Consider the following 25,419-nt stretch of genomic DNA (forward strand, 5'->3'; position numbering starts at 1 on the left):
ATAATTTGTTTTATTTTTGTAACGTATTGTTACCTATATTATGCTTAATATTGTAATTAATATTCTGAAACCTATAAATATTCTAACACTAAAATGCATATAAATACATATTTAATTTTTAAATATATTTCCACCTAACCTCCATAGAGCTATATCATATCCTTCTTCTGCTATTACTTTAGCTAAATATTCTAAAGTTTCTTTATCTGCATACCATACTTCATGTTTTATATTATCTTTATCAACATAATTAAAATATAAATAATTACTATCACTGTCTCTTTGTATCTCTACGTTATATTGCTGTATTGTTTCATTAGCCTCTAATTCAGTAATTGCTTTAGTATTTCCGTTTTCTCCCCAGTCATATCCTCCTGTAGCTATAGCAAAGATTTTATCACTATTTATTTTTTTCATTTTTTCTATTAAATCTTTTATGAATTCTTCATTAGCCTTTTCACCAGCTTCACTATAATCTCCATGCAAGTTGTAGCACATAATTACGTATGTTGGGCCTTCTATAAACTTTAAATTTTCTATAGGTATATTTGGTTCAAGTAGTACTCTTAATTCTAACTCCTTTGAACTTGTCTCATTATAAAGTTCTTCTATAAACAATAAAAAATTATTCCATAAAGCTAAATCCCCTTTGATTTGTTCATAATCAATTTCTACTCCATCAAACTCATATTTATTAGCTAAACCTATAATTTCATCTATATGATTTCTTCTTGATACCTCATCATTTAATACTGCACTTAATACATTTGTATCTTTTGCAACAGCTTCTCCATTATCATAAACTACATCATTTACTATAGTAATATACTTTTCAAAACTATATGTCTTTGCTTCATTGTGGTATTCAATTAGATTTGCTGGAACTGTAAGATTATTATTTTCATCAAAATTTGCTGCAAAATATGAAATACTTTTAAGCTTATTATCTAATTTGTCTATCTCCTTATCTACCTTCAAATCCCAATATACAACCCATGAAGATAAATTATTTAAACCTGTAGCTTCCTCATCACTTTTAAAATTTGTGGATACAGTATCTTGCTCTTCAGATATTTTATCTTTTTTAACATTATTATCATTGTTTATTAATTTAATTATGCCTATTGATAATAATACTAAAGCTACAATTATAATATAAATATTTGTATATTTTTTTCTCATCTTACCCCTTCTTATAAATTGGTTACAAACCAATCTATAACTTTTTCAAAATAATTTTTTACGTTATATTTTATAAGTTCAGCTCCCTTTAATGATGAATCGTATAGTACTACATCATTTATTTCAGTTACCTTTAGCTTTTTAAATACTCCATCATAAACATCATCTGCTATATTTCTTTGGCTATATCCATATTCTCCCCAAGCCGACTCTAGGAAAATGCTTCCCTCTTCTGTGTTTTTTACAATTAATCCTTCAACTATTATTTCTCCATCTAAAATAACATCAAGTTTATTTTCATTTAATGTAATATTCACATCTTTATTTCCTTGTTCATTTATATCTATATCATTAGTATCTATACCATTATTTAAATCCTTTGAATATAGCAATTCTTCCTTACCATTTATAGTTTCAGTTATTTCAATATTATTATTAATGATTTCAAATCTTAAGCCATTTTTCAAATCATCACTTGCTCTAAGATAAATTGATTGAGAACCTATTATGTTACCATTAAGCTCTACTGACAATTTAATATTTTTATAATTTTCACTATCAATCAATTTGATAGTTCCCTGCTTCTTAGACAATGATGTAAGTATTATAGTATCAGCTTTAAATTCTACTTCCCCATTAATTTTTTTAAATTTTTTTGCTTTTTCCTCATCTCCAATAATAAAATTGACCTTTTCTTTCGTATCATCCCATATTCTCATTAATAAATGATTAGTTGACCAATATGCTTGTGGTTGCATCCTAGTTAAATCATAAATAGAGCTATCTCTTGCATTTAAGGAGAACCCCTCTCTATTAAAGTTTATACTAAAGAGTTTAGTAATCCATCTCTCATTAATTTCACTAACTTTATCATTTGTTCCAAACTGGCCGGTGTTAGAATGCATAAGTGTATAAAGTATAGGTAGCTTCCCCATCTCTTTATTGTATATTTCATATAGTTTCTTATAATCGTAATCTATACGTTCTTTCATTTCATTATAATTCTCTTTAGGCAAATAATACTCATCTCTAATATAATCCATTAAATAGTGATTATAGTTTCTTCTGATCTTATTTGATAATTCCGAAAACTTAACTGAGTTTAATTCTCCTAAGTAATTTTCATCCTCATCAAAAACATTTATATACTCCAATCTATATCCATTTGTCCCAAGTTCCCAATAAGAGCTATCAACAAGTTCTTTTAAATCCTTTGGAACTAAAAACTTAGGATCATTTTTAGAAAATTTATCAGCATAAGTTAGCATTGTCGCCTTAAAATTATATTTTTCCATTATTTTTTGAGCAAATATTGCAGTATCTCTTCTACCATCTTCAAATAACAACAGTAAAGCTTTATCTGGTAATACTTTTCCCTCATTATAATAATCTAAAATATCTTCTTGAGTTATAGTTACATACCCATTATCTCTTAATGAAGCTAATTGATTTTCTAATGACTCTGTACTTATAAGATTATTAGTACCCATTCTATCTACACCAAAATAAGATATAACAATAAAACCGTTATCCTTATTATTATAAGTATAACTAAAATCATAAGGACTATACTTAGAAAATGTAAAAATTTCCTTTACAGCTAATATTAATAGAATTATTAATATCAATCCTTGAATAGTTCCTCTAATTACTTTTTTTCTATCTTTTTTTTCAGGAGAAAATTCTATATTCTTCAATGATATGTTCCTCCTTATCTTTAATTATTCATGCTTGTTTTTTTCTTTCTGATTCAATATCACTTGGAGTCATCCTTGTTCCCCATGTTGATTTCCAGAAAGTTATCCAAGCAAATGGCATTTGCCAAAGCAATACTACTTCATAGAATATACAAAATACAATTCCAAATATCCATGTTGTACTTTTTCTAAAAAACATTTGTGCAAAACTCATTAATAACATCATCATTAATAAACCAATAAGAAAGGTAGTTGGAAAGATATTGTGCACTATAGGGACATACATAAGATTATACAGAACTATAATTGGGGCTAATATAGGAATTAATAAACCACTATAGAAAAATACGCACATGAAAGGTTCTTTTTTCCACATAAATTTCCCTGCAATAATTGATTCTCTAAGCCATGACCGCTTCCATCTCATCTGTTGTTTCAAAAATACTTTGTACTTATTTGGAACTATAGTATAACAAATAGCAGTATCTTGATAAGTTGTTCTATGCTTTTTCAAAACAAAATTAGTCATAGCTCTATCATCACCAAAGGTTGCTCTTTGTCCTAAAAACTTTTGATTTCTCCAAGCTTCCATATTATCTATCACTATTTGTTTCTTATAACATGAAAGTGGTCCAGATAAACATGTAACAGCATCAAAATACCCCTCAGCCGCCTTCATTACTCTAAAAGCTATATAATATCTAACTGACTGCATTTTTGTAAGTATATTAGTATAGGTATTAGCTACATCTGTTCTACCAGATACCCCTCCCATTTTAGGATCTTTAAAGGGCTGTACTAAATTAATAATGGCAAATGGATCTAAAAAGCTATCTGAATCAACAAAAACTACCAGGTCATGTTTTGCATTTAGTACTCCTTTACTAAGTGCTTCTCTTTTTCCCATATTCTTCTCTTGTACGAAATACTTTAATCTTTTATGGACCTCAAATCTTTCTTCTTTTTTTAACTCTTCTATAATTTCAATAATTTTTTCTACAGACTTATCATTAGAGCAGTCATCTACAACTATTACCTCTAATTTATCAATAGGATAATCTTGATTTATACATCCTTTAATCGTCCTTTGAATCCATTTTTCCTCATTAAAACATGGGATTACTATAGTTACTCCTGGAGTATAGCTAGTATCAATTGGTACTGGCTTATATAATGCACCAAATAAATATCTACTTAACAAAAATATAGCTGCTACTATACTGTACAAATACATCCATTTATTAAATTTAAAATATATTATACTTTCTGCTTTCATCAATACTATAAAACAGCTTATGAAAATTAATAATATACATGCCATACATAAAAAATATCTATCTTTTTTTCTTTTCGAATATTCAGATAAAGTCTCTAAAAATTCAATTCCACATAGTATATTCCCATCTTTATCAATTATATATCTTACATTCTTCCCCTTTATTTTAACTTTCATCTCGTAGCCTTCAGGCATTGAACCTGGTAATATTTTAAATTCTAATAATAAATTTTCAGCATTATTAATTGCTTCTAATTGATCTTTATTTTCTAATCTTATTCGTATTCCAATTGCAGATATACCATTAGATTTTGCTATAAATTCATTTACTTCATTAGAATTTTCACATCTTACTTTTACATCTATTTCTGTTATATACCTTATACCTGCTTTATTTCCCTCAATAAAAGCATTGTCTCTATCTTTATGCTTTTCTAATACCTTTCTTCCTCTGCGATCTATACCTTTTCTCATCCCATCTTTATCTCTAACGTTAGATAAAACTCTTCTATCCTTTTCTTGTACTGCTAAAATATCCTCATACCTTTTCTTATTTTTATTGTCCACTCCTTGTTTATTTTTCAAGCCTATCACCCCCTTTTCTGCAAGCTATTTCTTCAATAAATAATCACTAAGTTTTGCTATTTTGTACTTCTCTTCATAAACTCCATTTTCATTATTAATAAGGAACTTATCTAAGGCTTCTGCTGTATAATAGCTATTATTATTCATATGCATAATTATTACATTTCCTACTCCTTCTACTAGTTGAGCTTCAATGGTTTTAACTATTTCATCTGAAGATCCTTTTTCGTAATCATGAGTAGATATATTACCACTTATTGAATATTTATATCCAACTTCAAATACAGAGGATAATCCTGGTTTATCTACATATAATGTTGGTGGCCTAAAATATTGCTTTAAAGAATCCAAATCTCCTATTACCTTGGCCATAGAATTATATGACTCTATTAATGACCATTCTAATTTTTCCTTATTAGTACTTAGTATTTCATGACTATAACTATGACTACCTATATCATGCCCTTTTAAAGCAATCGTTCTAAGTAAATTTGGATTAATATTTGATACACCACTATCCACATCAAAGTATTTTGCTATCGTAAAAAATGAAGCCTTTACACCATGCTTGTCTAACACATCTAATATTCCATTAACAATAGGATCACCACCCCAATCATCAAATGTGAAAAATATTACATTTTCGCCGTTAGTATCTATAGTTCCACTAGTATCGATACCTAGCATTTCATCATCACTAAAACCATATAGTGGTACATTCTTATTACCTATATAGTTACTTCTTATCAAGTCGCTCACTTTATCATTACTAACTTTTTCAAGCCTTTGAAAATCAGATATAAAACTATATCTTCCATAGCCCCCTTTACCTTCAATAGTATTTTGAATGTTTTGTATAGGAACTATATTATAATTTAATGGAATCTGACCTAAATCGTAGTTACCTGTCTCTTCATTGTATTTATAAGCATATCCATTTTTAACATAATTCTCTGTAAGTCTTTCTATTATATTTGATACTACATTTTCATTATTAAATATATCTGAATCTAATCTAAAATATACAATTTCACCCTTACTTAATGAAAGATAAGAATTTATATCAAAGTAGTCACTAACAATTTCTATAGCATCCATCCCTCTATATTTTTCTAAAATCGGAGCTTTTGTATAAGTTATTAGCTCATATCCCCCAAGACCATTTATTTGTTTTATTGTTGAGACTGCTTCCTGAATATTTGGATTTGAGTACCCATATCCAGCCATATATGCATTCGTTGAAATTCCTTTTTCCTTCAATAATTTATCAACTTCATAAATTTCCTTACATATTTCATCAGTACTCTTATCTAGAATTTTAGAACTAGTAGTCACACCCCCGTTAGCAATCTCATGCCCACCTTTAATAATTTTTTCTATTCTGTCTGGATAATCTTTTATTTCTTGCTTTGTAACAAAGAAAGTTCCTTTAGAATTGTACTTTTTAAGACTTTCTAAAACCTTATTTAACACTTTTTCATTGCTTAGCCCTCTAAAGGAATATGTTAAAGAATCTTGAGTGGTAAAAATTCTTGAAACTATTGGTGAAAGTTTTTTTTTGTTATTATTAATTAACTCACTAAAATCAAATTCTTCATTTTCTTCATTATCATCTTCCTCTTCCTTTTCACCCTCATTATTTTCTTCTTCTCTATTGCCTACAGTATAAATATTATTTATAACGTAAGTAATATTATTTTCTATTACCTCTTTATCATCCTTAGTATCTATTCTCTTATCTATAATAGGTAATTTTTTAACTGGAACTGCTGTTATTCCTTTCTCTGTAATTGATTCTAGAAGCCACTCTACTATATCCACTATAGTTACTTCATATCCATAATCATCTATTGCTGTTTCATCTATACCAGATTGTTTATCTATTGCCGGTTTTTCTTCTATCTTTGATTTGTTATATTCAAAATCATCTAGAACTCCATCTAATTTTATTGATATAATATCACCCTTTGATAATTTTTTAGTGTACATATTTACTTGCTCATAATCTTTAAAGCTTTGATAACTTAAATAGTGATCAGGACTTATAACATATTTATTTCCTACTGCATATGCTGAAGCTAATAGTTCATTACTATATACCGTAGAGCTGCATTTTAATAGTCTAGTGTTATTTTTAGTTATTTCTCTTATTACCATATTTGCACTAGTTAGATCTGATATTATCTCTTCTTTAGGTAAGTTTTGCATATCATTTCTTCCTGAAAGACTTCCACTTCCAATATCATGTCCATCATCTTTTATCATCTCAACTATACTTGAATCTTCAGCTGCTTCTATTCCTGTAATAAAAAAAGTTGCTTTAGCATCATATAAGTCTAATAAATCCAGTATTTCCTCTGTAACTTCTTTATTTTTTATTCCATCAAAGGTTAAAGCAATAATATTAGAATTTGCATCAACATCTTTGATTACTTTAGCTTTCTTATTGATATCATATTTTTCTATTGCCTTATTTATCTCATATGATGAATCATACTTATCATTCTTAATTAGATCTACAACTTCCGAACTGCTATATTCCACATTACTTCTATAGGCATAAAAACATATAGCTAAGATTATAAAGAATATAATTATGATTATAGGTACAACTTTTCTCTTCATTCTATCTCCTCCAACTTATAAATTAAAAATTATAATTTATATAGATATAAGCTTTAATATGAAACCTTATATTCCTCATAAAACTATAATTTTTACCCCATATAATATATAGCAATTATTATGGTGATTATTACCTATTTAACAATATTTTTTAATTGTTATGTTTTTGTATATTAAATATCTTATCTATCCTATGTAATGAAGTTATGGTCTAAAAAATATATAAAATCTAAATACCCAAGGGAATAGTATTTATTTACTATTTCTCTTGGGTATCTATAAATTAAATATTTAATTTAATATGAAAATCATCATTTATATTTAGCTCCATTTATTATGGAAGACACCATCAACATCTATTCTTTCATATGTGTGTGCTCCGAAATAATCCCTCTGTCCTTGAACTAAGTTAGCTGCTGACCTTTCAGTTCTATATCCATCAAAATATCCAATTGACTCCATAAGTGCTGGAACTGATATTCCTTCTTCTACTGCAATTTTGACTACTCTTCTAAGTCCTTTAGTTCTTTCATTAAGAATCTTAGAAAAATTATCAGAAATCATTAAATTATTTAAGTCATTATTCTTTTCAAATTCATCCATAATAGCGTATAGAAGCTGAGATCTAATTATACAACCAGCACGGAATATTGAAGCAATTTCCTTATTGTCAAAGTCCCAATTATATACTTTTGCTGCTTCTTTAAGCAATGTAAACCCTTGAGCATATGACATAATTTTACTTGCTAAAAGTGCGTCTTCAATATCTTTTAGAACCTCTTCCTTATTGTAATTATTAATTGAAGGCTCATAACTTAATATTTTTGATGCTACCTTTCTTTCATCCTTTTGAGATGATATTATACGACTATTAAGTCCTGCTAATAAAATAGATGTATTAACACCTAAATCAATAGCTTCAAGATTTGTCCATTTCCCTGTTCCCTTTTGCTTGGCTGTATCTAAAATCTTATCTACGAGATATCCTTCTCCCATATGGTCTTTTTCTCTTAATATATCTCTAGTAATTTCTATAAGATATGAATCTAGAGGTCCTAAATTATATCTTTCAAATGTATCTGCCATTTCTTCATTACTCATTTTAAGAACATTTTTCATAATGCTATATCCCTCTGCTATTATTTGCATATCAGCATATTCAATACCATTATGAACCATCTTCACATAATGTCCTGCACCATCTCTTGACGTATATTTACAACATGGGTCTCCATCACTTGCCTTTGCAGAAATGGCTTCTAAAACATCTTTTACTCTTTCATATGCGGCTTTATCTCCACCTGGCATAATAGCTGGTCCACGTCTAGCCCCTTCTTCTCCTCCAGATACTCCCATGCCAAAGAAATGTATCTCTTTATTTTCAAGCTCTTTAGCACGACGAATTGTATCTTTAAAATAGGAATTACCTCCATCTATTATTAGATCTCCCTTATCTAAAAGAGGAAGAAGCATGGCAATTATTTTATCAACAGGGTCTCCAGACTTTATCATAAGAAGAATATTTCTAGGTTTCTCCAAAGTGTCAATTAACTCTTCAAGACTATAAGTTGCCTTTAGATTTCCTGTTTCATCTTCCATAATAGCTTCATCAGTAAGCTCTTTTGATCTATTATACACCGAAACTTTAAATCCATGATCAGCCATATTTAGAGCAATGCTCCTTCCCATTACCGCCATCCCTATAACACCAATTTTTGACTTGTTCATCATATTTTCACCTCAATATTTAATTACTTATATAGTTAAAGCCTCCAGACAGCTAACAGTTTTCTCTAAATTCTCCATATTAAAATAATTATCTACACCTTTGTCTTTACTTATTAAAAAGTCATTTCCTTTCTTAGATGCTGATGCAATATAAATTTCTCCTTCTTGATAGAAATTTAATTCTTTATCTAACTTATTCATGTCAAATAGTTTCAAGTCATTTAGCTCTTCTAACTTCTTCTTATCTCTCACTTCTTTAACTAACTTATGTGGATAAAATAAATAAAGCTCTTCACTATTCCCTATACAATCAAGATGTATAACAATACTTTCAGCTGATTTTCTTTCCGATAAAAGTTTATCTCCTATATTATTTATACATCCGAAATCTGTAAGCACAAAAGCTACATTCTTTCTTTGATTCTTAGGAAGCTTAGATGCAAAACTTAACATAGCGACTATACTAGATGTATTTCTAAGAAAATTAGTCTGGCTTCCTATTCCAGACCTTATGTTATACATAACTGCTAAAATCAAAAGTAAGATAAGAGTATATAATACATCTAGAAATCCAAATGTACCGTCAGACCACTTAGGTGCTGATAATTTATATATAAATAAAACTCCAATAGCTATAAGTATAACCATAGGCAATATACTTGAAATAAGAATTGCTAAAGTTCTATTTTTTTCATTAAAAAGCTTATAAGGTAGGATACCAAAAGTTGATGGAGGAGTATCATAATTAGCTGCAATAATATACTTAGCTGTTTCTATATTTCCAGCATATAAATTATAATTAGTATCCTTCCCAACATTTGCTGCCTTTACATCAACCTTATAATCCATATCTAAAAACTCTTGGCTAATCCCAGTTAAAAATCTTAATTTTTCACTTTTTTTAAATCTTTTTCTTGCTACTGCTCCATATCTCATTATCCAATCTTCATATTTCATATTATCACTACCTCAAATATTTTTTTATAATCTCAATCCCCTGAGAAAAATCTTTTATCTTTGCAAATGTATCTAAGTCTATATCACTATTTTCTACTGCTGAATCTGGTATATGAATAATTCTTTCAATCCCTGATGCTTTTGCAGCATTAACTCCGCTGATAGAGTCCTCAAAGACAATAATATCAGATATATTCTCATTACTTCTTTTTATTGCTTCATTATATATATCTGGAGCTGGCTTAACATTTTTCACATCATCTCCAAAAACCATAAAATCAAAGTAATCTATTAGTTTAAAACTTTTTAAGACCTTAGTAGCTTTAATTCTAAATGTTGAACTTGCAAGGCCTAACTTTAAATTTCTATCTTTAATGAAGTCTAATATCTCTCTTGTAAAAGGCTTTAGTTCTACTTCACCAGCGTTTAAAAATTCAAAGAATAAATCTTCTCTCATTTGTCTTATTTTTATTGTTCTTTCATAATCTTTTGTTAAATCATTTATTTCAGCTATTATTAAAGAGATACCTTTTCCAGCCCATGAATTAACGATAGCATCCTCAATAGGGATACCTTCTTTTATGAAAGCTTTTTTCCAACATTTTATATAAACTGATTCTGTATCAATAAGACATCCATCCATATCAAAAATAATACATTTCACAGCACTGTTTTCTTTCATTTAAATTATTCCCCGTTCTTTCAATACCTTAATTACATTTTCTGTTGCCATCATACTCATATTATCAACAGCACCTATACTAGATGCTGAACAATGTGAGCCAACTATTACATTATCTAATTCTAAAAGCTTTGAATCTGCTGCTGGTTCATTTTCGAAAACATCAATTCCAGCTCCATATATTTCGCCAGATTTTAATGCTTCATATAAATCATTTTCATTAATTATTCCACCTCTAGCTGTATTGACTATAATTAGATTCTCCTTAGCTTCTTTAAGGATTTTACTATCAATTATATGATGTGTTTCTTTTGTAAGAGGTAAATGAATACTTACAAAATCACATTCTCTCATTATTTCTTCTATAGTTGTAAAATGAATATTGTGATTATTTATAAACTCCTCATCCTTATAAATATCATAAGCATAGATATCCATTTTAAACCCTTTAGCTCTTTCAGCCACTCCCTTTCCTATTGCACCAAGACCTAGTATTCCAATTTTCTTACCATAAACATCAAGGCTTACTTTCTTAGACCAATCATGAGAGTGACATCCCTTATCTATTTCTGCAACTCTTCTTGCTACTGCTAATAATAATGCAAACGCATAATCTGCAACAGCGCTACTATTAGCGCCTCTAGTAATAGTTACTTCAATATTATTTTTTTTACAATAATCTATATCTATATTATCTGTACCTACACCATATTTTGATATCACTTTAAGTTTATCAGCCTCTTTCAATACTTCTTCATTTAAAGGGTCAATTCCAACTATAATAGCATCTACATCTTTAATTAACTCTTTCATTTCTTCTTCGTTTAAAATTCCACCTGTAGGATTAGTAACAACTTCTACACCATTTTCTTTTAATACCTCGTAAGGTTTACTACTATACTTTCCAAAAGATCTTGGTGTTAACAATACTTTTGCCATATCATTATCCTCCTTACAATCCTAACTCTTCTAGTGCTTCCTTAATTCCATCTTTTCCTGCACTTAACGCGATTGGGTATAATTCATTAGGTGTATTAGCACTTTCTCTTGCCAAAAGTACTTCTATCATCATAGGTAAATTTACTCCAGATACTATCCGAATAGGAATATCCCTTTCATTAAATTTCATTATATTGTAAGCAACTGAATTGTATGGTGATGCTCCAAACAGATCAACTAAAGCTATTACACCATTTCCATTATTAACATTTTCAATTGCTTCTCCTACTTTTTCTTTAAATACTTCAAAATCTGCTCCTTCATATAATCCAATAGCTTTAAATTGTTCTTGTTCGCCAAGAATCAAATCTACTGCGGTCTTAATTCCCTCTGCCATATCACCATGTGTGATAAGTATAACTCCTACCATACTATGAACCCCCAAATCTCTTATATTTAGAATTTCTTTTCAGCATCTTTTAAATCCACAGATTTACTTGATGGGATACTTTGGAAATAAATCTTTTTAACTCCATAGCCATCTCTCATTTCAACTAACTTTTTACAATCATCTGCAGTTATAGCAACTGCACTAACTATAGCCGTAGTTCCAGGTTTCTTAGCTATTCCCCCTAAATTTAGTTCTTCTATAATACATCCACCTTTAACCAATTGATGCATTATACTAATAGTCTTAGTTAATAAAATGCAACTAAAGTTTCCAAACTGATTTTCATTCCATTCTTTAATTGCATCGTCTACTGTAAGGATTCTAACCTTAAGACCTGTACGGCCACCTGCACTATTAAATATACTTGTCATAAATGGATCTTTAGCTACAAGATCATCAATTATAAAAATTGAATTTGCTCCTGACTTCTTTGATAAATTGGTCATCACTTGTCCATGTATTAATCTTTCATCTACTCTCGCCAATGCTATTTTTCCCATATGTCTATACCCCTTTCAATAAACTTATCTTCTAAAATTCATATTATATTTGCACATTATTTTTAATTGATTCTCCTCTGATTGACTTTCCACTAGAAATAATAATCAGAGGAGAAATTAATATTATTTTCCGATTATAAAATTCCTACAGCTGCAAGAATAGCTAAAATTACTGTTAAGCCTATTAAAGCTTTTGTAACATTCATACCCTTCTTTACAAAATAGAAATATACGCCTGAAACTACACATAGTGGTAGTATTCCTGGTAAAACTTTATCCAAAACCTCTTGTACAACAAACGCCTTACCAGAAAGTGTGAATTGTAGTGAAGATGTAACCTTAACATAGCTAGCTGCTAAAACACCCATCATAAATAAACCTAAGATTGATAGTGTTTCAATAGCTGATTGTACAACGGAACCAGTTAATAACTCAGATGCTTTAAGCCCCATTTTGAAACCTTGTCTTGTAAAGAATAATCCTATAAGTACTTGGTATAAAGCAAAACCTATAAATGGGAAGATAGCCCCTATTGCTAATCCTTGTTGAGCCCATGGAATTGCAATTGCTACGAATATATATTGTATTGTACCAGAATCAATTGAGTCTCCTATTCCTGCTAATGCTCCCATTAATCCAGCCTTCATATTATATATAAGATCATCAGTAACAGTGATTTCTTCCTTATTATATACTTGCATAGCCCTTTCTTTTTCCATAGATAGCATTAATCCAGTTATAATACCACCACCCCAAGAAAGTTGAGTATTAAAGAATAAAAGGTGACGTTGATAAGCAGCTCTTAGCTCATCTTTATCCTTATATAATTTCTTTAAAACTGGAATTAGCCCCCATAATAATGCTGGTGCAATATAACGGTCAAAGGAATGTGGAATTTCATTTGCAAAATAAAAACGTAACCACGCCACAAGTACATCATGTTTTGTTATTTCTTCAGGTTTTAATTTAATAGATTTCTCCTGAATCTCTTTGACATTACTCATATTTATCACTTCTCTCCCTTCCCTATATCGCTTCTCTTGACTCATTTTTACTAAGAACATAAATTGCAGCAATTAATAATCCTAAAATTGCATACGTTACATTTGTAATAGCTAAGTCCTTTAAAATTGTTGTTAAGAAATATGCTAATAAAAAGAATACAATATAATTTTTCTTACCAATAACATATACTGTTACCGCAATACCTATAGCTGCAAGTCCGCCACCTATAACTGTTAATACGTGGAATAATACACTTCCTGAAGCAGATTCAACTACACTTGCAATAATCGGTGCTCCATAATATAGAGCTATAAACATAAAAGGTATAAAAATAGCAAATGAAACTAATGTTGGTAAAACTATAATTGATAAAGTAAGCTTTTTACTATTAACTTCTTCCGCATATTTATCTGTTAATTTAATAATAAAAGTATTAATAAAGAATCTAAATTGATATAAATAACTTCCAAGTAATCCTGCTGGTACAGCAACAGCAACAGCTGCTTCTGGTTCTAATCCGCTCATTAGTGCTACTGGAACTGCAATACCTGCTGCAATAGCAGGCTCAGATGGCATTTGTCCACCTGGGGAGAATACTCCCATGTAAATTAATTGAATTGCTGCAGATACTTCCATAGCAGTTTTAACATCATTCATAACTATTCCGCATACAAGTCCTGTCATTAAAGGTGTAAATCTAAGTGTCAAAGTTGCTCCGCCTAATAAAAACCTTGACATTACTAAAGCAATCCATATTGCAATAATAAGCGCTTGTCCTATAGATAACGTATTCATAAAGCCCCTCCTATTTAATAATTTTTACATAAATAAAATTTCTAATTAATTACTTCTGAATTATTATTTTTCTACCCTCCTTCCAAATTTTTATACGGACGTTCATTAATGCCTTCATTTTTAGTCAACGTTAATTAGTTATCTGGAAATTTTTGTATATTATAATAGTAAAATATTTCCACTTTATTTGCAATATTTATTTTTTTTTTATTTTGTGAAAATTTTTTCATATTTTTCCCATATGAACTTATTAAAACAAATCTTTTATCTTCTGCTTTTATTTCCTTTTATTTACTTTTGTTTTTATATTTGTTTTAATTGTAATATTTTGTTAATATAGAGTAAGATATTTTATGTTTTTATGGGGAGGATTTTATGGATAAATATGATGTATTAAAAAGAATTTCTGACGTCGGTGTAGTTTCAGTTGTAAGAGCTAAAGATTTTGAAGAAGCTAAGAAAATTTCATTAGCTTGTATGGAAGGTGGAATAGATGCTATAGAAATCACTTTCACAGTTCCTGGAGCACAAAAAGTTATAGAATCATTAACTGAAGAATTTGGTGATAAACTATTAGTAGGTGCAGGTACAGTGCTTGATTCTGAGACTGCTAGAATAGCAATTTTAGCAGGTGCAAATTATATAGTTAGCCCTTCTTTTGATTTGAATACAGCTAAACTTTGTAACAGATATCAAATCCCTTATATTGCTGGCTGTATGACATTAACAGAAATTAAAACTGCCTTAGAAGCTGGAACTGATGTAATTAAAGTTTTTCCTGGAAGTGTGTTCGGACCATCATATATTTCAGCGATAAAAGGACCAATGCCTCAAGCTAAACTTATGCCTACTGGTGGAGTAGATATTAACAATGCAGAGCAATGGATTAAAAACGGTTGCATAGCTATAGGAGTTGGTGGCAACTTAACAAAAGGCACTAGCGAAGAAATTAAAGAAAAAGCAAAAGCTTTTGTTGATAAGGTTCAAGAAGCAAAAGCATCATTAAAAAAATAATAAGAGCTATCGTGATAACTCTTATTGAAAATATAATCTATAGAATTAAAGAAGAAATTCATTCCGAAGTTTCTTCTTTAATTCTACATTTTTCCTTATTCATTTTACCTTGTGTGATAACACCTATTATAATCTCTTATAAGCTATTGCATTTCTTACTTTTCCGAGACTTTCATAATATTTATCCCTATCTTTTAGACAAAGTTGAACAAAAAGACAATCTAATAATACTAAAGTTGATATGCGAGTATCTGAAGCTTCACTTCTATAATACTGCTCTCTACCATATGCTATTAATGTAACATCAGCATATCTAGTTAGTGGCGATTTAGTCTTAGAAGAAAGCAATATAATCTTAGCACCATTTCCCTTTGCTATTTTCACATTTTCTATAAGTTCCTTATTACTCCCAGAATTAGATATAGCTACTACAACTTCATCTTTTTTAATTGTTGAAGCTATCATAGCTTGAATATGAGAATCGCTTTGATAAGATAATCTTTTACCAGTCCTTATAAATTTCACATATGAATCTAGAGCAACTGCACCTGAAATTCCCATCCCCCAAAAATTAATTTCATTAGCTTTCTCTAATATATCTGCTGCTTCTTCTAATGACTTTACATTATTAATTTTCATTGTTTCTTGTAAAGATGCTATAGTAGATTTAAAAATCTTATCCATTACTGTAATAAAATTATCGTCACCTTCTATATCTTCATGGATGTTTTCAATAGGATCAATAAGCTCATGAGCAATTCGTATTTTAAACTCCTGATAACCCTTACATCCAATTTTTTGACAGACTCTAAAGACCGTAGCTTCTGAACAATCACATCTTTCTGCTAGCTCTGTTATAGATAACCCTATAATATCTTTTCCGTTCTTCAATATATACTCTGCTGTTCTTTTTTCCGAACCTTTTAACTGAGTATAAACCTCTTTCAATTTGTTTATAATCCCAATCTTATCCACTATAGATTACACCCCTTTGTATTATAGAAATCGTATCTACTTATGATACTGATATAAAATGTAAATTATATATACATTTTATTTTAACATAATAAGATTTACATTAATATGAAAAGGAAATATATTCTATTTATCAATAAAAGCTCCTATATTTATCAAATTATCTGGCTTCTCATTAGCTAATACTCTCTCTACATCTGATATAACCTTATCTCCCATACCCTTCAAACACTCATATGTATATGCTGATGTATGAGGTGTAATAACTACATTTTCATATTTAAAAAGTGGATGTTCTTCATTAATAGGCTCCCCTTCTATTACATCTAATCCCATTCCACCAATTATTCCATCATCTAATGCACGTAGCAATTCCTTTTCATCCATTAATTCTCCTCGAGCAGTATTCACTATAAAGACACCTTTTTTCATCATAGAGAATTCTTCCCCTGATATTAAATGATAACTTTCTTTTGTAATGCATGCATTTAAGGAAATGATATCTGATTCTTTTAATAGTCTTTCTAAGGTAACAGGCTCTGCTCCCTTATTAATAATTTCTTCATTTGATAAATTAGGATCATAAGCAATCAATTTACAATTAAATCCGTTTTTTAATATTTCTCCAACTCTGCTACCTATATTTCCAAGTCCAATTACTCCCACTGTTTTATCCTTTATTTCATATCCAATAAACTTTGCTCTTTCACTCCATTTTCCTTCTCTAGCCTTTTTGGCAGCCTTACTAGTTTGTCTAATCGTATCCATAAGAAGAGCAATTGCATTTTCAGCTACAGCCTCCCTTTCAACCTCTGCTTCTACTTTGGTTACTAGAGTTCCTTTTTCTGTGGCGGCTTTTATATCGATGTTGTTATAACCAATTCCATGACGAGATATTAACAATGTATTGTCCTTATAATCAAAAAACTCTTTGTCATACTGAGCAGTTACACTCGCTATTATAATAGAAAAACCCATTAACTTCTCAGCTAATTCTTTTCCTTTTATATCCTTTGGCAAGTCAAATCTCTCTACTTGTCCAATTTTTCTCAGCTTTTCTATATGCTCTGGAAATATTCTCCCAAAACTACTCGAATTAACGATTGCTATTTTTGAAGCCATCTGTACTTCCCCCTTTTTTATAGTTTTATAAATTCATTCAAGAATACTCCATTTAAATACGGATATTTTTTCCATATAATTATTTTACTCTTACAGGTTTAGATTTTCAATATATTGCTGAAATTTTTTTCACTTTCATGATAATTTCTGCATTTTCTTTAAGATAGGAATATTTTTTTCACTTTTTTCTTATTCTAAAACTTATAAACATTAATATAATTATCTATAAAAAATAAAAGGTACCGAAAATTGTTTTCGGTACCTAAGGACACATGTAATTTAATCTATTTACTATACTAGGATTAGAAAATAAATATAATTATGAAGAAGGCATACAAGACATTAATTATACCTGATATCAATCCAACAATAGCAAAAACTTTTCCTTTTTGTTTTGTCTTTGATATTTGTGATAATCCAATTGCAGAAAATACTATTGCTAATACTCCAACAATACCCCAAAAATTTAAAAACCATGAAACAAGCCCTAAAACAAAACCAACTATCGTCATTGCATTTGTAGAATCATTTCTATTCATTAAGTCATTATTATTTTCTTGGCTCAAAATAGCTCCTCCTCTTAATTATTATTAATAAACTATATATTTATATTATTAAAATATATTATAAGAGGTACTAATATATGCAAATTTATTAGTTATTCTCTGAATTAAACCAATTGCTTATTACTTCTATAGTTTCTTCACTTGGATAATACATTTTATCATCTTCTTTGTTTCCTACTGCAAAAATAGAAAATCCTAAAAACCACGGCTCAGATTCATAAACTCTTCTATATGCTTCAAAACAATTAGCTTGCTCCTGAGTATTTATATCCTTTGATAGATACGGGTTCCATGGCTCAACAGATGCTTTAGTTGTCCTTGGAAAACCTAGCTCACCAAAGAAAATTGGCTTTTCCCATTTATAGTGGAAATTTTCAACTTGTTCCTTTATGTTTTGCTCTCTGTTATATCTTTGCGATGAACTTAATGAACTCACAAGATTTTCTATAGTATTTGTATCATTATCAGTTAATTCAAAATATGAGGCAATAGATATAAAATCTACCTTAGAAAATATTTTATTATTTAATTTTTTATTATACTTTTCATTCAATTCCTCTACTTGATTTTTTGTAACTTCATCCTTCCAATTAGCGGTTGTCCAAAAACTAGTTCTGTAAGTAATTAAACCTTTATAATATTTTCTAGCAAAATCAATTATTTCACAAAACTCATCTTCCATATCTTCTAAGTGGGTAAACCCTGTTGCTATATTTAATGCATCTACTCTATACGGAATAGCAATTTCATCTATTAAAGGTTTAATAACATTATCTTGCCAATTTAATAAGAAATCTGATTTATTTATTGGATTGAAATCAGTTTCATATTTACTGCCATTTGCAATCCATGGATATGGCTCTAATATTACATTTATCTTATTTCCTTTAAGCTCTTTCAAAAGAATTTTTGCTCTTTGTAAACTATTATTATCTATACTCACATCACTTGAAGTTATATCTTCTATGTTAATAACAACTGGTAGGTTTATTGTATTTAACTCTAAAGTTTCTATATCCTGTATGGCTTGCTCAACACTATAATCTGTTGATAGATTTGCAGATTTTATTTTGCTACTAAATTCACTATTCAATGTTTTTCCCTCTATCTTATTTAAAACTTTATTTATAATTCCTCTACTATTATAGTTTATTCTGTAAAAATAGTATCCAACTGCAATAAATACAATAATTAATCCAGCAATTGTTCTAACCCTTAAGTCGTCCTTTTTTTCATCATTGAGCCCTTTATTACTCGACATATCACACCTCAAATTCAATGTAAATATATTACAATTATAGTAATTTCATAGTATCATATCCATAGATCTATCTCAAGTTATTTCAACTTCACTGCAATAATATGTTGTATATTACTCCTCCCCCTAAAGTGAATCTATCATTTTCATAAAGAACTTTTCTGCCTTTTTTGAATCCTTATGATTTGGATGTCCTTTTGATAATTTACCCATAAAATCAAAAATTTTATTATCTGAAAATTCCTTACCTATAAAGCTACCTTTACATGCAAAGCTCCCTCTGTTTATAGCTCCTTTTGAAGTCAGTACCTTAATTAACTTATTATTATAATATTTCATTCCAACGCCACTAGTTGAAAATACAAAAACATTTTTACCTTTTAAATCTAGATTATTAACTAATTTAAATAATTTGGGTGATAAATCCTCCATATATACTCCTGAACCAAATCCAATTAAATCATAGTTTTCTAAATTAATATTTCTAAAGTTTTTAATATTAATTAGATCACAATTAGTTTTTTCTTTAAATATGTTTGCAATCTTCTCCGTATGTTTTTTATACTCAGAACAATAAATAATTAAGGTTTTCATAGATATCTTCCTCTCTATAATTTCTACAACAATATTTATTTATATATTTATTATACCCTATATATTCTTTGTGTTAATATTTTATTTATTACTATCTGTTCTATGCTCAAATCTTTTTGCTATATCTGTAAAAAGGATTTTACTAAAACAGGAATGAAAAAACATTTATCAAGCTGTAAAAATCTTGGTACTGGAAAAACAAAATACTATTTGATTAAAGTTGAAGAATTTTAGACTTATTAAAGTTATAAACAAAGATAGTACTTTTATTCATGATTATGATTATTCAGACTATAGACCATTGTGTGATACTTGCATAGAAAATATTTCTGATGATGAAGATGATATAATTTTTATAAAGATAAACAACTCTCCACGTATGGGAGTATGTGCTTACGAAGGCGATAATGATGTTTACGAATTAGAATACTATTTACTTGATAAAATTAATGGATACTTCATTAATTTTATCAAGTACTTCCACCTTAAGTTTTACATTTTCGCACTACGCTTTTTATAGTCCTTATCTATTTTATCTTTCCATTTTCTATTTATGGATTTATTAGCTCTTAGTGAGCTTACAGTTTCACTTATTACCTCATAATTAAGCATAGTTCCTTCACTATCACAGTTATAGTTAGCTGCCATGTCTTCAGATATTCCTATACTTTCTGCTGCATTTACAGCATCAATATTGGCTCCTAGAAAAATAAACTCCCATCCAAATTCCTTTTTCTTATCTTCTATCATCATCTTAATTTTTTCATAATTATATCTTGTACTTGAATTTTCCATGCCATCTGTTGTTATTACAAATAATACTTTACTTGGCCTTTCACTTTCTAAAGTGTGTTTATGAGCATTTTCTATCTTTCTTATAGTTCTTCCAACAGCATCTAATAGTGCAGTAGTCCCTCTGACAAAATATTCTTTATCACTTATAGGTGATATTCCTTTAATATTAATTCTATCATGCAATATTTCGTAATGATTATCAAATAGAACTGTTGTTATTATAGCTTCTCCCTCTTCTTCTTTTTGTTTTTTAAGCATTGAATTAAAGCCTCCGATAGTATCCTTTTCAAGTCCAGCCATTGATCCACTTCTGTCTAAAATAAACACTAATTCTGTTAAATTATTTTTCATACCCTTTTCCTCCAATCACTTTTTTTATGATTTAAGGATACCATGTTCAAATAGTTAAATGGTCGCCCAAAAAGCGACAACTGGGGGATAAATATTATATTCGGCACTCCGTCGTAAACTCCAAGTCGTCCTCATATAATATTTATCCCCTTCAAAACTAAAGGTAATAATTCTTCTCTTCGTTCAGAATTATGAAAGTGTAGGTGTTATTTTATTTTTATCTTATAACTTATAATCCGTATTAAGTAATCCGTCGCAAGCTCCAAGTCGCACTCATATAATATCTATCTCCTTTTTTATACCCTATACTAAATGTAATAATTCCTCTCTTCGTTCGGAATTATGACAGTGTCGGTATTATTTTATTTTTATCTTAGCTATGTTTTATTATATTGTTAATAATTAAGTAGTTTGTTGAAATTAAGGTATAATATCCTTATTTATTAGTAGAATTATATACCAAAATAAGGTATAATAGGAATATATTATTGTGTATTTGTATTTTTATGCGAATTAGTTAATTACTAAACTGCTCGATAAATAAGAATTTTGTGTACTGCTATCTTTTGGGTAAAAAGTGACAATGTTTTAGGTATACAAACGGAATCGCTTTGATGCCAATATAGGGAATTGGGAGGTTACAAGGGATGATTAAGAAATTATATGAAAAGAGTGAGATTTGGTTTGCAGTAACTTGGATTATTGCATATTGTGTGCTTACATCAATAGGAGATAATATGTCCGCAAGTGTTGGTGTTTTAAAGATTATCACATTGCCGATATTGATAGTGCTTACTGTAATATTATATCTTTTTGTAAAGAAGAATGGGTTGTCTGAAAAATATGGTCTTTGCAAACCACAAATATCTGCTTCAAAGATGTTGTTTTATATTCCACTTATAGTTCTCTTGACAGCAAATCTTTGGTATGGTGTTATGATGAACGCTTCACCATTAGAAACGTTATTATATGTCTTATCTATGCTTTGTGTTGGTTTTCTTGAAGAAATGATATTCCGTGGATTTTTATTTAATGCTATGGTCAAAGATAGTGTTAAATCAGCTATCATTATTTCAAGTGTGACTTTTGGAATCGGGCATATTATGAATCTGTTTAATGGTTCTGGAGCCGAATTGCTACCCAATTTTCTACAGGTAATATACGCAGTAGCTATTGGCTTTGCATTTGTGATGATTTATTACAAGACAAAGAGTTTACTTCCTTGTATTGTTACTCATAGCCTGTTTAATGCGGCAAGTGCTTTTGCTAACAAAGCAGAAATTACATCTCAAAGAAGAATTGTTTCCTGTACTTTGATTGCAATTATCGCTGGTGCATATGCATTATATATTACTTTAGTGGTTAAGAACAAAGAAACAAAATAAACAGAAGTTATTTACAACTTTCAGTTCATCTGAGTGACAAGTTCCAATTTAGAAGTTAGATTTGATGAACAATTTTAAACTATTAATAATAAAAGCAGATAAATTAACTTTATCTGCTTTTATTATTATCTAATATCAACATTAGTTTAAAACATATCCTTATCTTACAAAGTTATAATACGTATTAAGCGATCAGAAGCAAGCTCCAAGTCACTGTCATGCAATATTTATATCATTTCTATTCTCTATGCTAAAGGTAATAATTCTTCTCTTCGTTCGGAATTATTAAGAGTATTATATATATTTATTTATTTTCTCAATTAAGTATGTTATTTTATTTATCATATCTTATATTTTAAAATTAATTATGATTAGAATATATATTATTACAAATCAAAGATTGTTTTAACATTGGATAAATATGAATTTAAGGGAGTAACAATATGAATATTTATTTTGAAATAGTTAAAGAAAAAGATTATCGTAAATTTAGACAGGATGTAAAAGATGTTTTTTCTATTGCTGTTATTGAAGAGTTTGGTGATAGCTGTGATGGTGATGTTATTCCTGACGAAGATATTAACCAGTCATTATTTAATCCAAATGCAGAAGCTTATTATGTTTATGTAGATAATAAGAAGGTTGGTGGGGTTGTATTAAACATAAACACTAAAACTCATCATAATTCAATAGACTTATTATATGTTTACCCAGATTGCCATAGTAAAGGAATAGGACTTGAAATTTGGAAACATATAGAACAAAAATATCCTGAAACTAAGGTATGGGAATTAGTAACACCTTATTTTGAAAAAAGAAATATAAATTTCTATGTTAATAAATGTGGTTTCCATATTGTTGAATTCTATAATAAATATCATAAGGATAAAAAATCAGGAGATTCAGATACTGGATTTAAAGAAGAATTTTTTAGATTTGAAAAGGTAATGAAATAATAATATCTAAGTTATTAGATTTCAATTCATATAAATTGTTTTATAGCTATTTTAAACTAGTCAAGCAAAAAAGGTGGTATGCTCCACCTTTTTTATTGTGATTTTTAATATACTAATTCATCTTCTATTTGAAATTATATAATCTTATGATCCTAAGGTGCTTTGATTAAAAGCAAATAGTGCTTCATTTATTTCAAATATATTGTATTTTTTATTTTCAATAAAGTATTCAATAATAATATCGAACTTATTGCTATGGGATAGTGCAAAGCCTGCTTTTAAAAGTAAATCCTTTGTTTCGTCTAGATTTAATTTTAAAGCAATAGCAAAGGCAATTACTGTTGACTTACTAGGATTGTAATTTATATCATTTCTAATTTTAGAAAAAAGTCTCCTATCAATATTTGCTCTTTTATATGTTTCTACATCTGTCATACCTTTTTCATCTATTAGCCTTAATAGCATTTGTGAGAAAGATTCATCTACGTTGTTTAATAATTCTTCAAGTCTTCTAGGACTTGCTTCTTTAAAAACTATAGATTCTTCTATTAAACAGCTTTCCATATATCTTTCTCTATTATATGGATGCTCTTCTATATAGTTATCATCTATATATTGTTTAATTGATGAATGTAATTTACTAGATATCTTAAAGCTATCAGTATCATATATAACTAAATAAATATTAATATCATTATGTAATAGAAAATCCTGAATAACAGATAGGGCAACTCCTAAGGCTTTATCTCTAGGATATCCATAAGCACCTGTAGATATTAATGGAAAGGCTATACTTTCTAGATTATACTCTTTAACTAATTCTAGAGAATTTTTATAACAATTAGTTAATAATTCTTCCTCATTACTATTGCCACCTCTCCATATTGGACCAACAGTATGAATTATATATTTAGCAGGTAAGTTATATCCCTTAGTTATTTTTGCTTTTCCAACTTCACAACCTCCAAGAGTTCTACATTCTTCAAGAAGTTCTGGGCCTGCTGCAGCATGAATTGCTCCATCAACTCCTCCCCCTCCAAGTAATGATGTATTGGCTGCATTTACAATTGCATCTGCATGAACTTTAGTTATATCATTACGAATTATTTCTAATGGCATATTGATTTCCCCCTTTTCATAAATTCCTAAATAATAAAAAATCCATAGTGTTACTTCCTATACAAAGATAATTTTATCATAAAATATCTATATAAAGGATAATCACTATGGACTAAATATTATTAAAATCTTTTTATCTATACATGATTAAAGAGCGTAAAACCAATATAATTGATAGCAAAATTTGCAAACATATGTATCAGCCAAGTAACATATATATTTTTATATTTTTCATTGAAATAATTAAAAATCAATCCCCCAACAAATAATCCAACTATAGTTAAAAGAAATAAGCTTATATCAAACCAACCTATCATCATAGCAACATGATAAAAAGCAAATGCTAAGGAACTAAAAATATATGCAAATTTCCTAGTTGATACTTCTTTTAACTTTAGAAATGTAAATCCTCTGAAAAAGAATTCTTCTAATAGTGAGTTAATAAAAGATATGTATATTGCAACCAATAAAAAATTATTGTTGTTAACCCCTACATTTTCTGATAATGCTGCCACAATATTTGAGAAATCAAAAAAACTACCTATTATAAAATAAGCTCCCAAAATAAAAATAAATATTGCTATTCCTGATAAAACAGCAATAATTATTTCTTTTTTACTCTTTATCTTAAATAATGATGATAAATTTAACTCTCTATTATATCTTGAATATAGAAGAGGCATTATTGAAAAAAGTATAATTTTTATAAAGGACTTTATAAGATATTGCGGTCTAATAACCGCATCTATAAATCCCATTATTAAGCAACCTAGTAAAACAATTAAAATAATAGTATTCTTCTTCTTTAACATATGAAACCACCAACTCTTTTTTATTATTATACCATTTAATGTAAATATAT

At 28.7% G+C, this 25,419-nt stretch carries 23 protein-coding genes; 3 read left to right on the forward strand and 20 right to left on the reverse strand.

Translation table 11 applies throughout. The features are described 5' to 3' along the window. Window positions 1-111: 111 nt before the first annotated feature. The 12 genes from QK892_RS03480 to QK892_RS03535 form a co-directional block, all read right to left on the reverse strand. Window positions 112-1,182 (reverse strand): glycosyl hydrolase family 18 protein, encoded by a 1,071-nt coding sequence (locus QK892_RS03480; RefSeq protein ID WP_317272134.1) that lies wholly within the window; start codon window positions 1,180-1,182, stop codon window positions 112-114. A gap of 11 nt (window positions 1,183-1,193) precedes the next feature. Then, window positions 1,194-2,879 carry a polysaccharide deacetylase family protein gene (locus QK892_RS03485; protein ID WP_317272135.1) on the reverse strand — a complete coding sequence of 562 codons (1,686 nt, stop codon included), beginning with the start codon at window positions 2,877-2,879 and terminating at the stop codon, window positions 1,194-1,196. Window positions 2,880-2,907: 28 nt separating this feature from the next. After that, complete coding sequence (locus QK892_RS03490) at window positions 2,908-4,740, reverse strand: glycosyltransferase (RefSeq protein ID WP_317272136.1); 1,833 nt, start codon at window positions 4,738-4,740, stop codon at window positions 2,908-2,910. A gap of 24 nt (window positions 4,741-4,764) precedes the next feature. Beyond that, complete coding sequence (locus tag QK892_RS03495) at window positions 4,765-7,365, reverse strand: polysaccharide deacetylase family protein (RefSeq protein ID WP_317272137.1); 2,601 nt, start codon at window positions 7,363-7,365, stop codon at window positions 4,765-4,767. Between the two features lie 321 nt (window positions 7,366-7,686). Beyond that, window positions 7,687-9,096: an NADP-dependent phosphogluconate dehydrogenase gene (gene gndA, locus QK892_RS03500; RefSeq protein WP_394855001.1), complete on the reverse strand. Its 1,410-nt coding sequence runs from the start codon at window positions 9,094-9,096 to the stop codon at window positions 7,687-7,689. A 24-nt stretch (window positions 9,097-9,120) separates the two neighbouring features. Continuing rightward, complete coding sequence (locus QK892_RS03505) at window positions 9,121-10,050, reverse strand: hypothetical protein (RefSeq protein WP_317272138.1); 930 nt, start codon at window positions 10,048-10,050, stop codon at window positions 9,121-9,123. Between the two features lie 7 nt (window positions 10,051-10,057). Continuing rightward, entirely contained in the window at window positions 10,058-10,732 is a 675-nt protein-coding gene (locus tag QK892_RS03510) for an HAD family hydrolase (protein WP_317272139.1), read from the reverse strand. Continuing rightward, complete coding sequence (locus tag QK892_RS03515) at window positions 10,733-11,671, reverse strand: phosphoglycerate dehydrogenase (RefSeq protein WP_317272140.1); 939 nt, start codon at window positions 11,669-11,671, stop codon at window positions 10,733-10,735. Window positions 11,672-11,684: 13 nt separating this feature from the next. Further along, entirely contained in the window at window positions 11,685-12,101 is a 417-nt protein-coding gene (locus tag QK892_RS03520) for a PTS sugar transporter subunit IIA (protein WP_317272141.1), read from the reverse strand. A 26-nt stretch (window positions 12,102-12,127) separates the two neighbouring features. After that, entirely contained in the window at window positions 12,128-12,622 is a 495-nt protein-coding gene (locus tag QK892_RS03525; protein WP_317272142.1) for a PTS system mannose/fructose/N-acetylgalactosamine-transporter subunit IIB, read from the reverse strand. A gap of 134 nt (window positions 12,623-12,756) precedes the next feature. Beyond that, on the reverse strand, window positions 12,757-13,626 hold the full coding sequence (locus QK892_RS03530) for a PTS system mannose/fructose/sorbose family transporter subunit IID (RefSeq protein WP_317272143.1): 870 nt from the start codon (window positions 13,624-13,626) through the stop codon (window positions 12,757-12,759). Window positions 13,627-13,648: 22 nt separating this feature from the next. Continuing rightward, window positions 13,649-14,422, reverse strand: a complete 774-nt coding sequence (locus tag QK892_RS03535) for a PTS mannose/fructose/sorbose/N-acetylgalactosamine transporter subunit IIC (RefSeq protein ID WP_317272144.1) — start codon at window positions 14,420-14,422, stop codon at window positions 13,649-13,651. Window positions 14,423-14,797: 375 nt separating this feature from the next. Between QK892_RS03535 and QK892_RS03540 the strand changes: the two genes are divergently transcribed. Next, window positions 14,798-15,436, forward strand: coding sequence for a bifunctional 2-keto-4-hydroxyglutarate aldolase/2-keto-3-deoxy-6-phosphogluconate aldolase (locus tag QK892_RS03540; protein WP_317272145.1), 639 nt, complete (start codon window positions 14,798-14,800; stop codon window positions 15,434-15,436). Window positions 15,437-15,562: 126 nt separating this feature from the next. Here QK892_RS03540 and QK892_RS03545 read toward each other — a convergent pair whose 3' ends face one another. The 6 genes from QK892_RS03545 to QK892_RS03570 form a co-directional block, all read right to left on the reverse strand. Then, entirely contained in the window at window positions 15,563-16,411 is an 849-nt protein-coding gene (locus QK892_RS03545) for a MurR/RpiR family transcriptional regulator (RefSeq protein ID WP_317272146.1), read from the reverse strand. A gap of 126 nt (window positions 16,412-16,537) precedes the next feature. Further along, entirely contained in the window at window positions 16,538-17,533 is a 996-nt protein-coding gene (locus QK892_RS03550; protein ID WP_317272147.1) for a D-isomer specific 2-hydroxyacid dehydrogenase family protein, read from the reverse strand. Window positions 17,534-17,835: 302 nt separating this feature from the next. Beyond that, the gene (locus QK892_RS03555) at window positions 17,836-18,099 is read right to left on the reverse strand and encodes a DUF4190 domain-containing protein (RefSeq protein ID WP_317272148.1); all 264 of its coding nucleotides are present in this window, start codon (window positions 18,097-18,099) and stop codon (window positions 17,836-17,838) included. Window positions 18,100-18,187: 88 nt separating this feature from the next. Next, complete coding sequence (locus QK892_RS03560) at window positions 18,188-19,360, reverse strand: glycoside hydrolase family 113 (RefSeq protein ID WP_317272149.1); 1,173 nt, start codon at window positions 19,358-19,360, stop codon at window positions 18,188-18,190. 123 nt (window positions 19,361-19,483) lie between these two features. Beyond that, window positions 19,484-19,951: a flavodoxin domain-containing protein gene (locus QK892_RS03565; protein WP_317272150.1), complete on the reverse strand. Its 468-nt coding sequence runs from the start codon at window positions 19,949-19,951 to the stop codon at window positions 19,484-19,486. 492 nt (window positions 19,952-20,443) lie between these two features. Next, a complete protein-coding gene (locus QK892_RS03570; RefSeq protein WP_317272151.1) occupies window positions 20,444-21,097 on the reverse strand; it encodes a vWA domain-containing protein in 654 nt (217 codons plus the stop codon). Between the two features lie 647 nt (window positions 21,098-21,744). On the opposite strand from QK892_RS03570, the gene QK892_RS03575 reads away from it, so the two are divergent. Both QK892_RS03575 and QK892_RS03580 read left to right on the forward strand, forming a co-directional pair. Beyond that, on the forward strand, window positions 21,745-22,482 hold the full coding sequence (locus QK892_RS03575) for a CPBP family intramembrane glutamic endopeptidase (protein WP_317272152.1): 738 nt from the start codon (window positions 21,745-21,747) through the stop codon (window positions 22,480-22,482). 443 nt (window positions 22,483-22,925) lie between these two features. After that, window positions 22,926-23,438: a GNAT family N-acetyltransferase gene (locus QK892_RS03580; RefSeq protein ID WP_317272153.1), complete on the forward strand. Its 513-nt coding sequence runs from the start codon at window positions 22,926-22,928 to the stop codon at window positions 23,436-23,438. Between the two features lie 144 nt (window positions 23,439-23,582). Here QK892_RS03580 and QK892_RS03585 read toward each other — a convergent pair whose 3' ends face one another. Both QK892_RS03585 and QK892_RS03590 read right to left on the reverse strand, forming a co-directional pair. Next, window positions 23,583-24,557, reverse strand: a complete 975-nt coding sequence (locus QK892_RS03585) for an O-acetyl-ADP-ribose deacetylase (protein ID WP_317272154.1) — start codon at window positions 24,555-24,557, stop codon at window positions 23,583-23,585. A 137-nt stretch (window positions 24,558-24,694) separates the two neighbouring features. Further along, a complete protein-coding gene (locus tag QK892_RS03590; RefSeq protein ID WP_317272155.1) occupies window positions 24,695-25,369 on the reverse strand; it encodes a CPBP family intramembrane glutamic endopeptidase in 675 nt (224 codons plus the stop codon). Between the last annotated feature and the right edge of the window lie 50 nt (window positions 25,370-25,419).

Origin of the sequence: Clostridium lamae (assembly GCF_033043255.1) — a bacterium.
Classification (GTDB): domain Bacteria; phylum Bacillota; class Clostridia; order Clostridiales; family Clostridiaceae; genus Clostridium; species Clostridium lamae.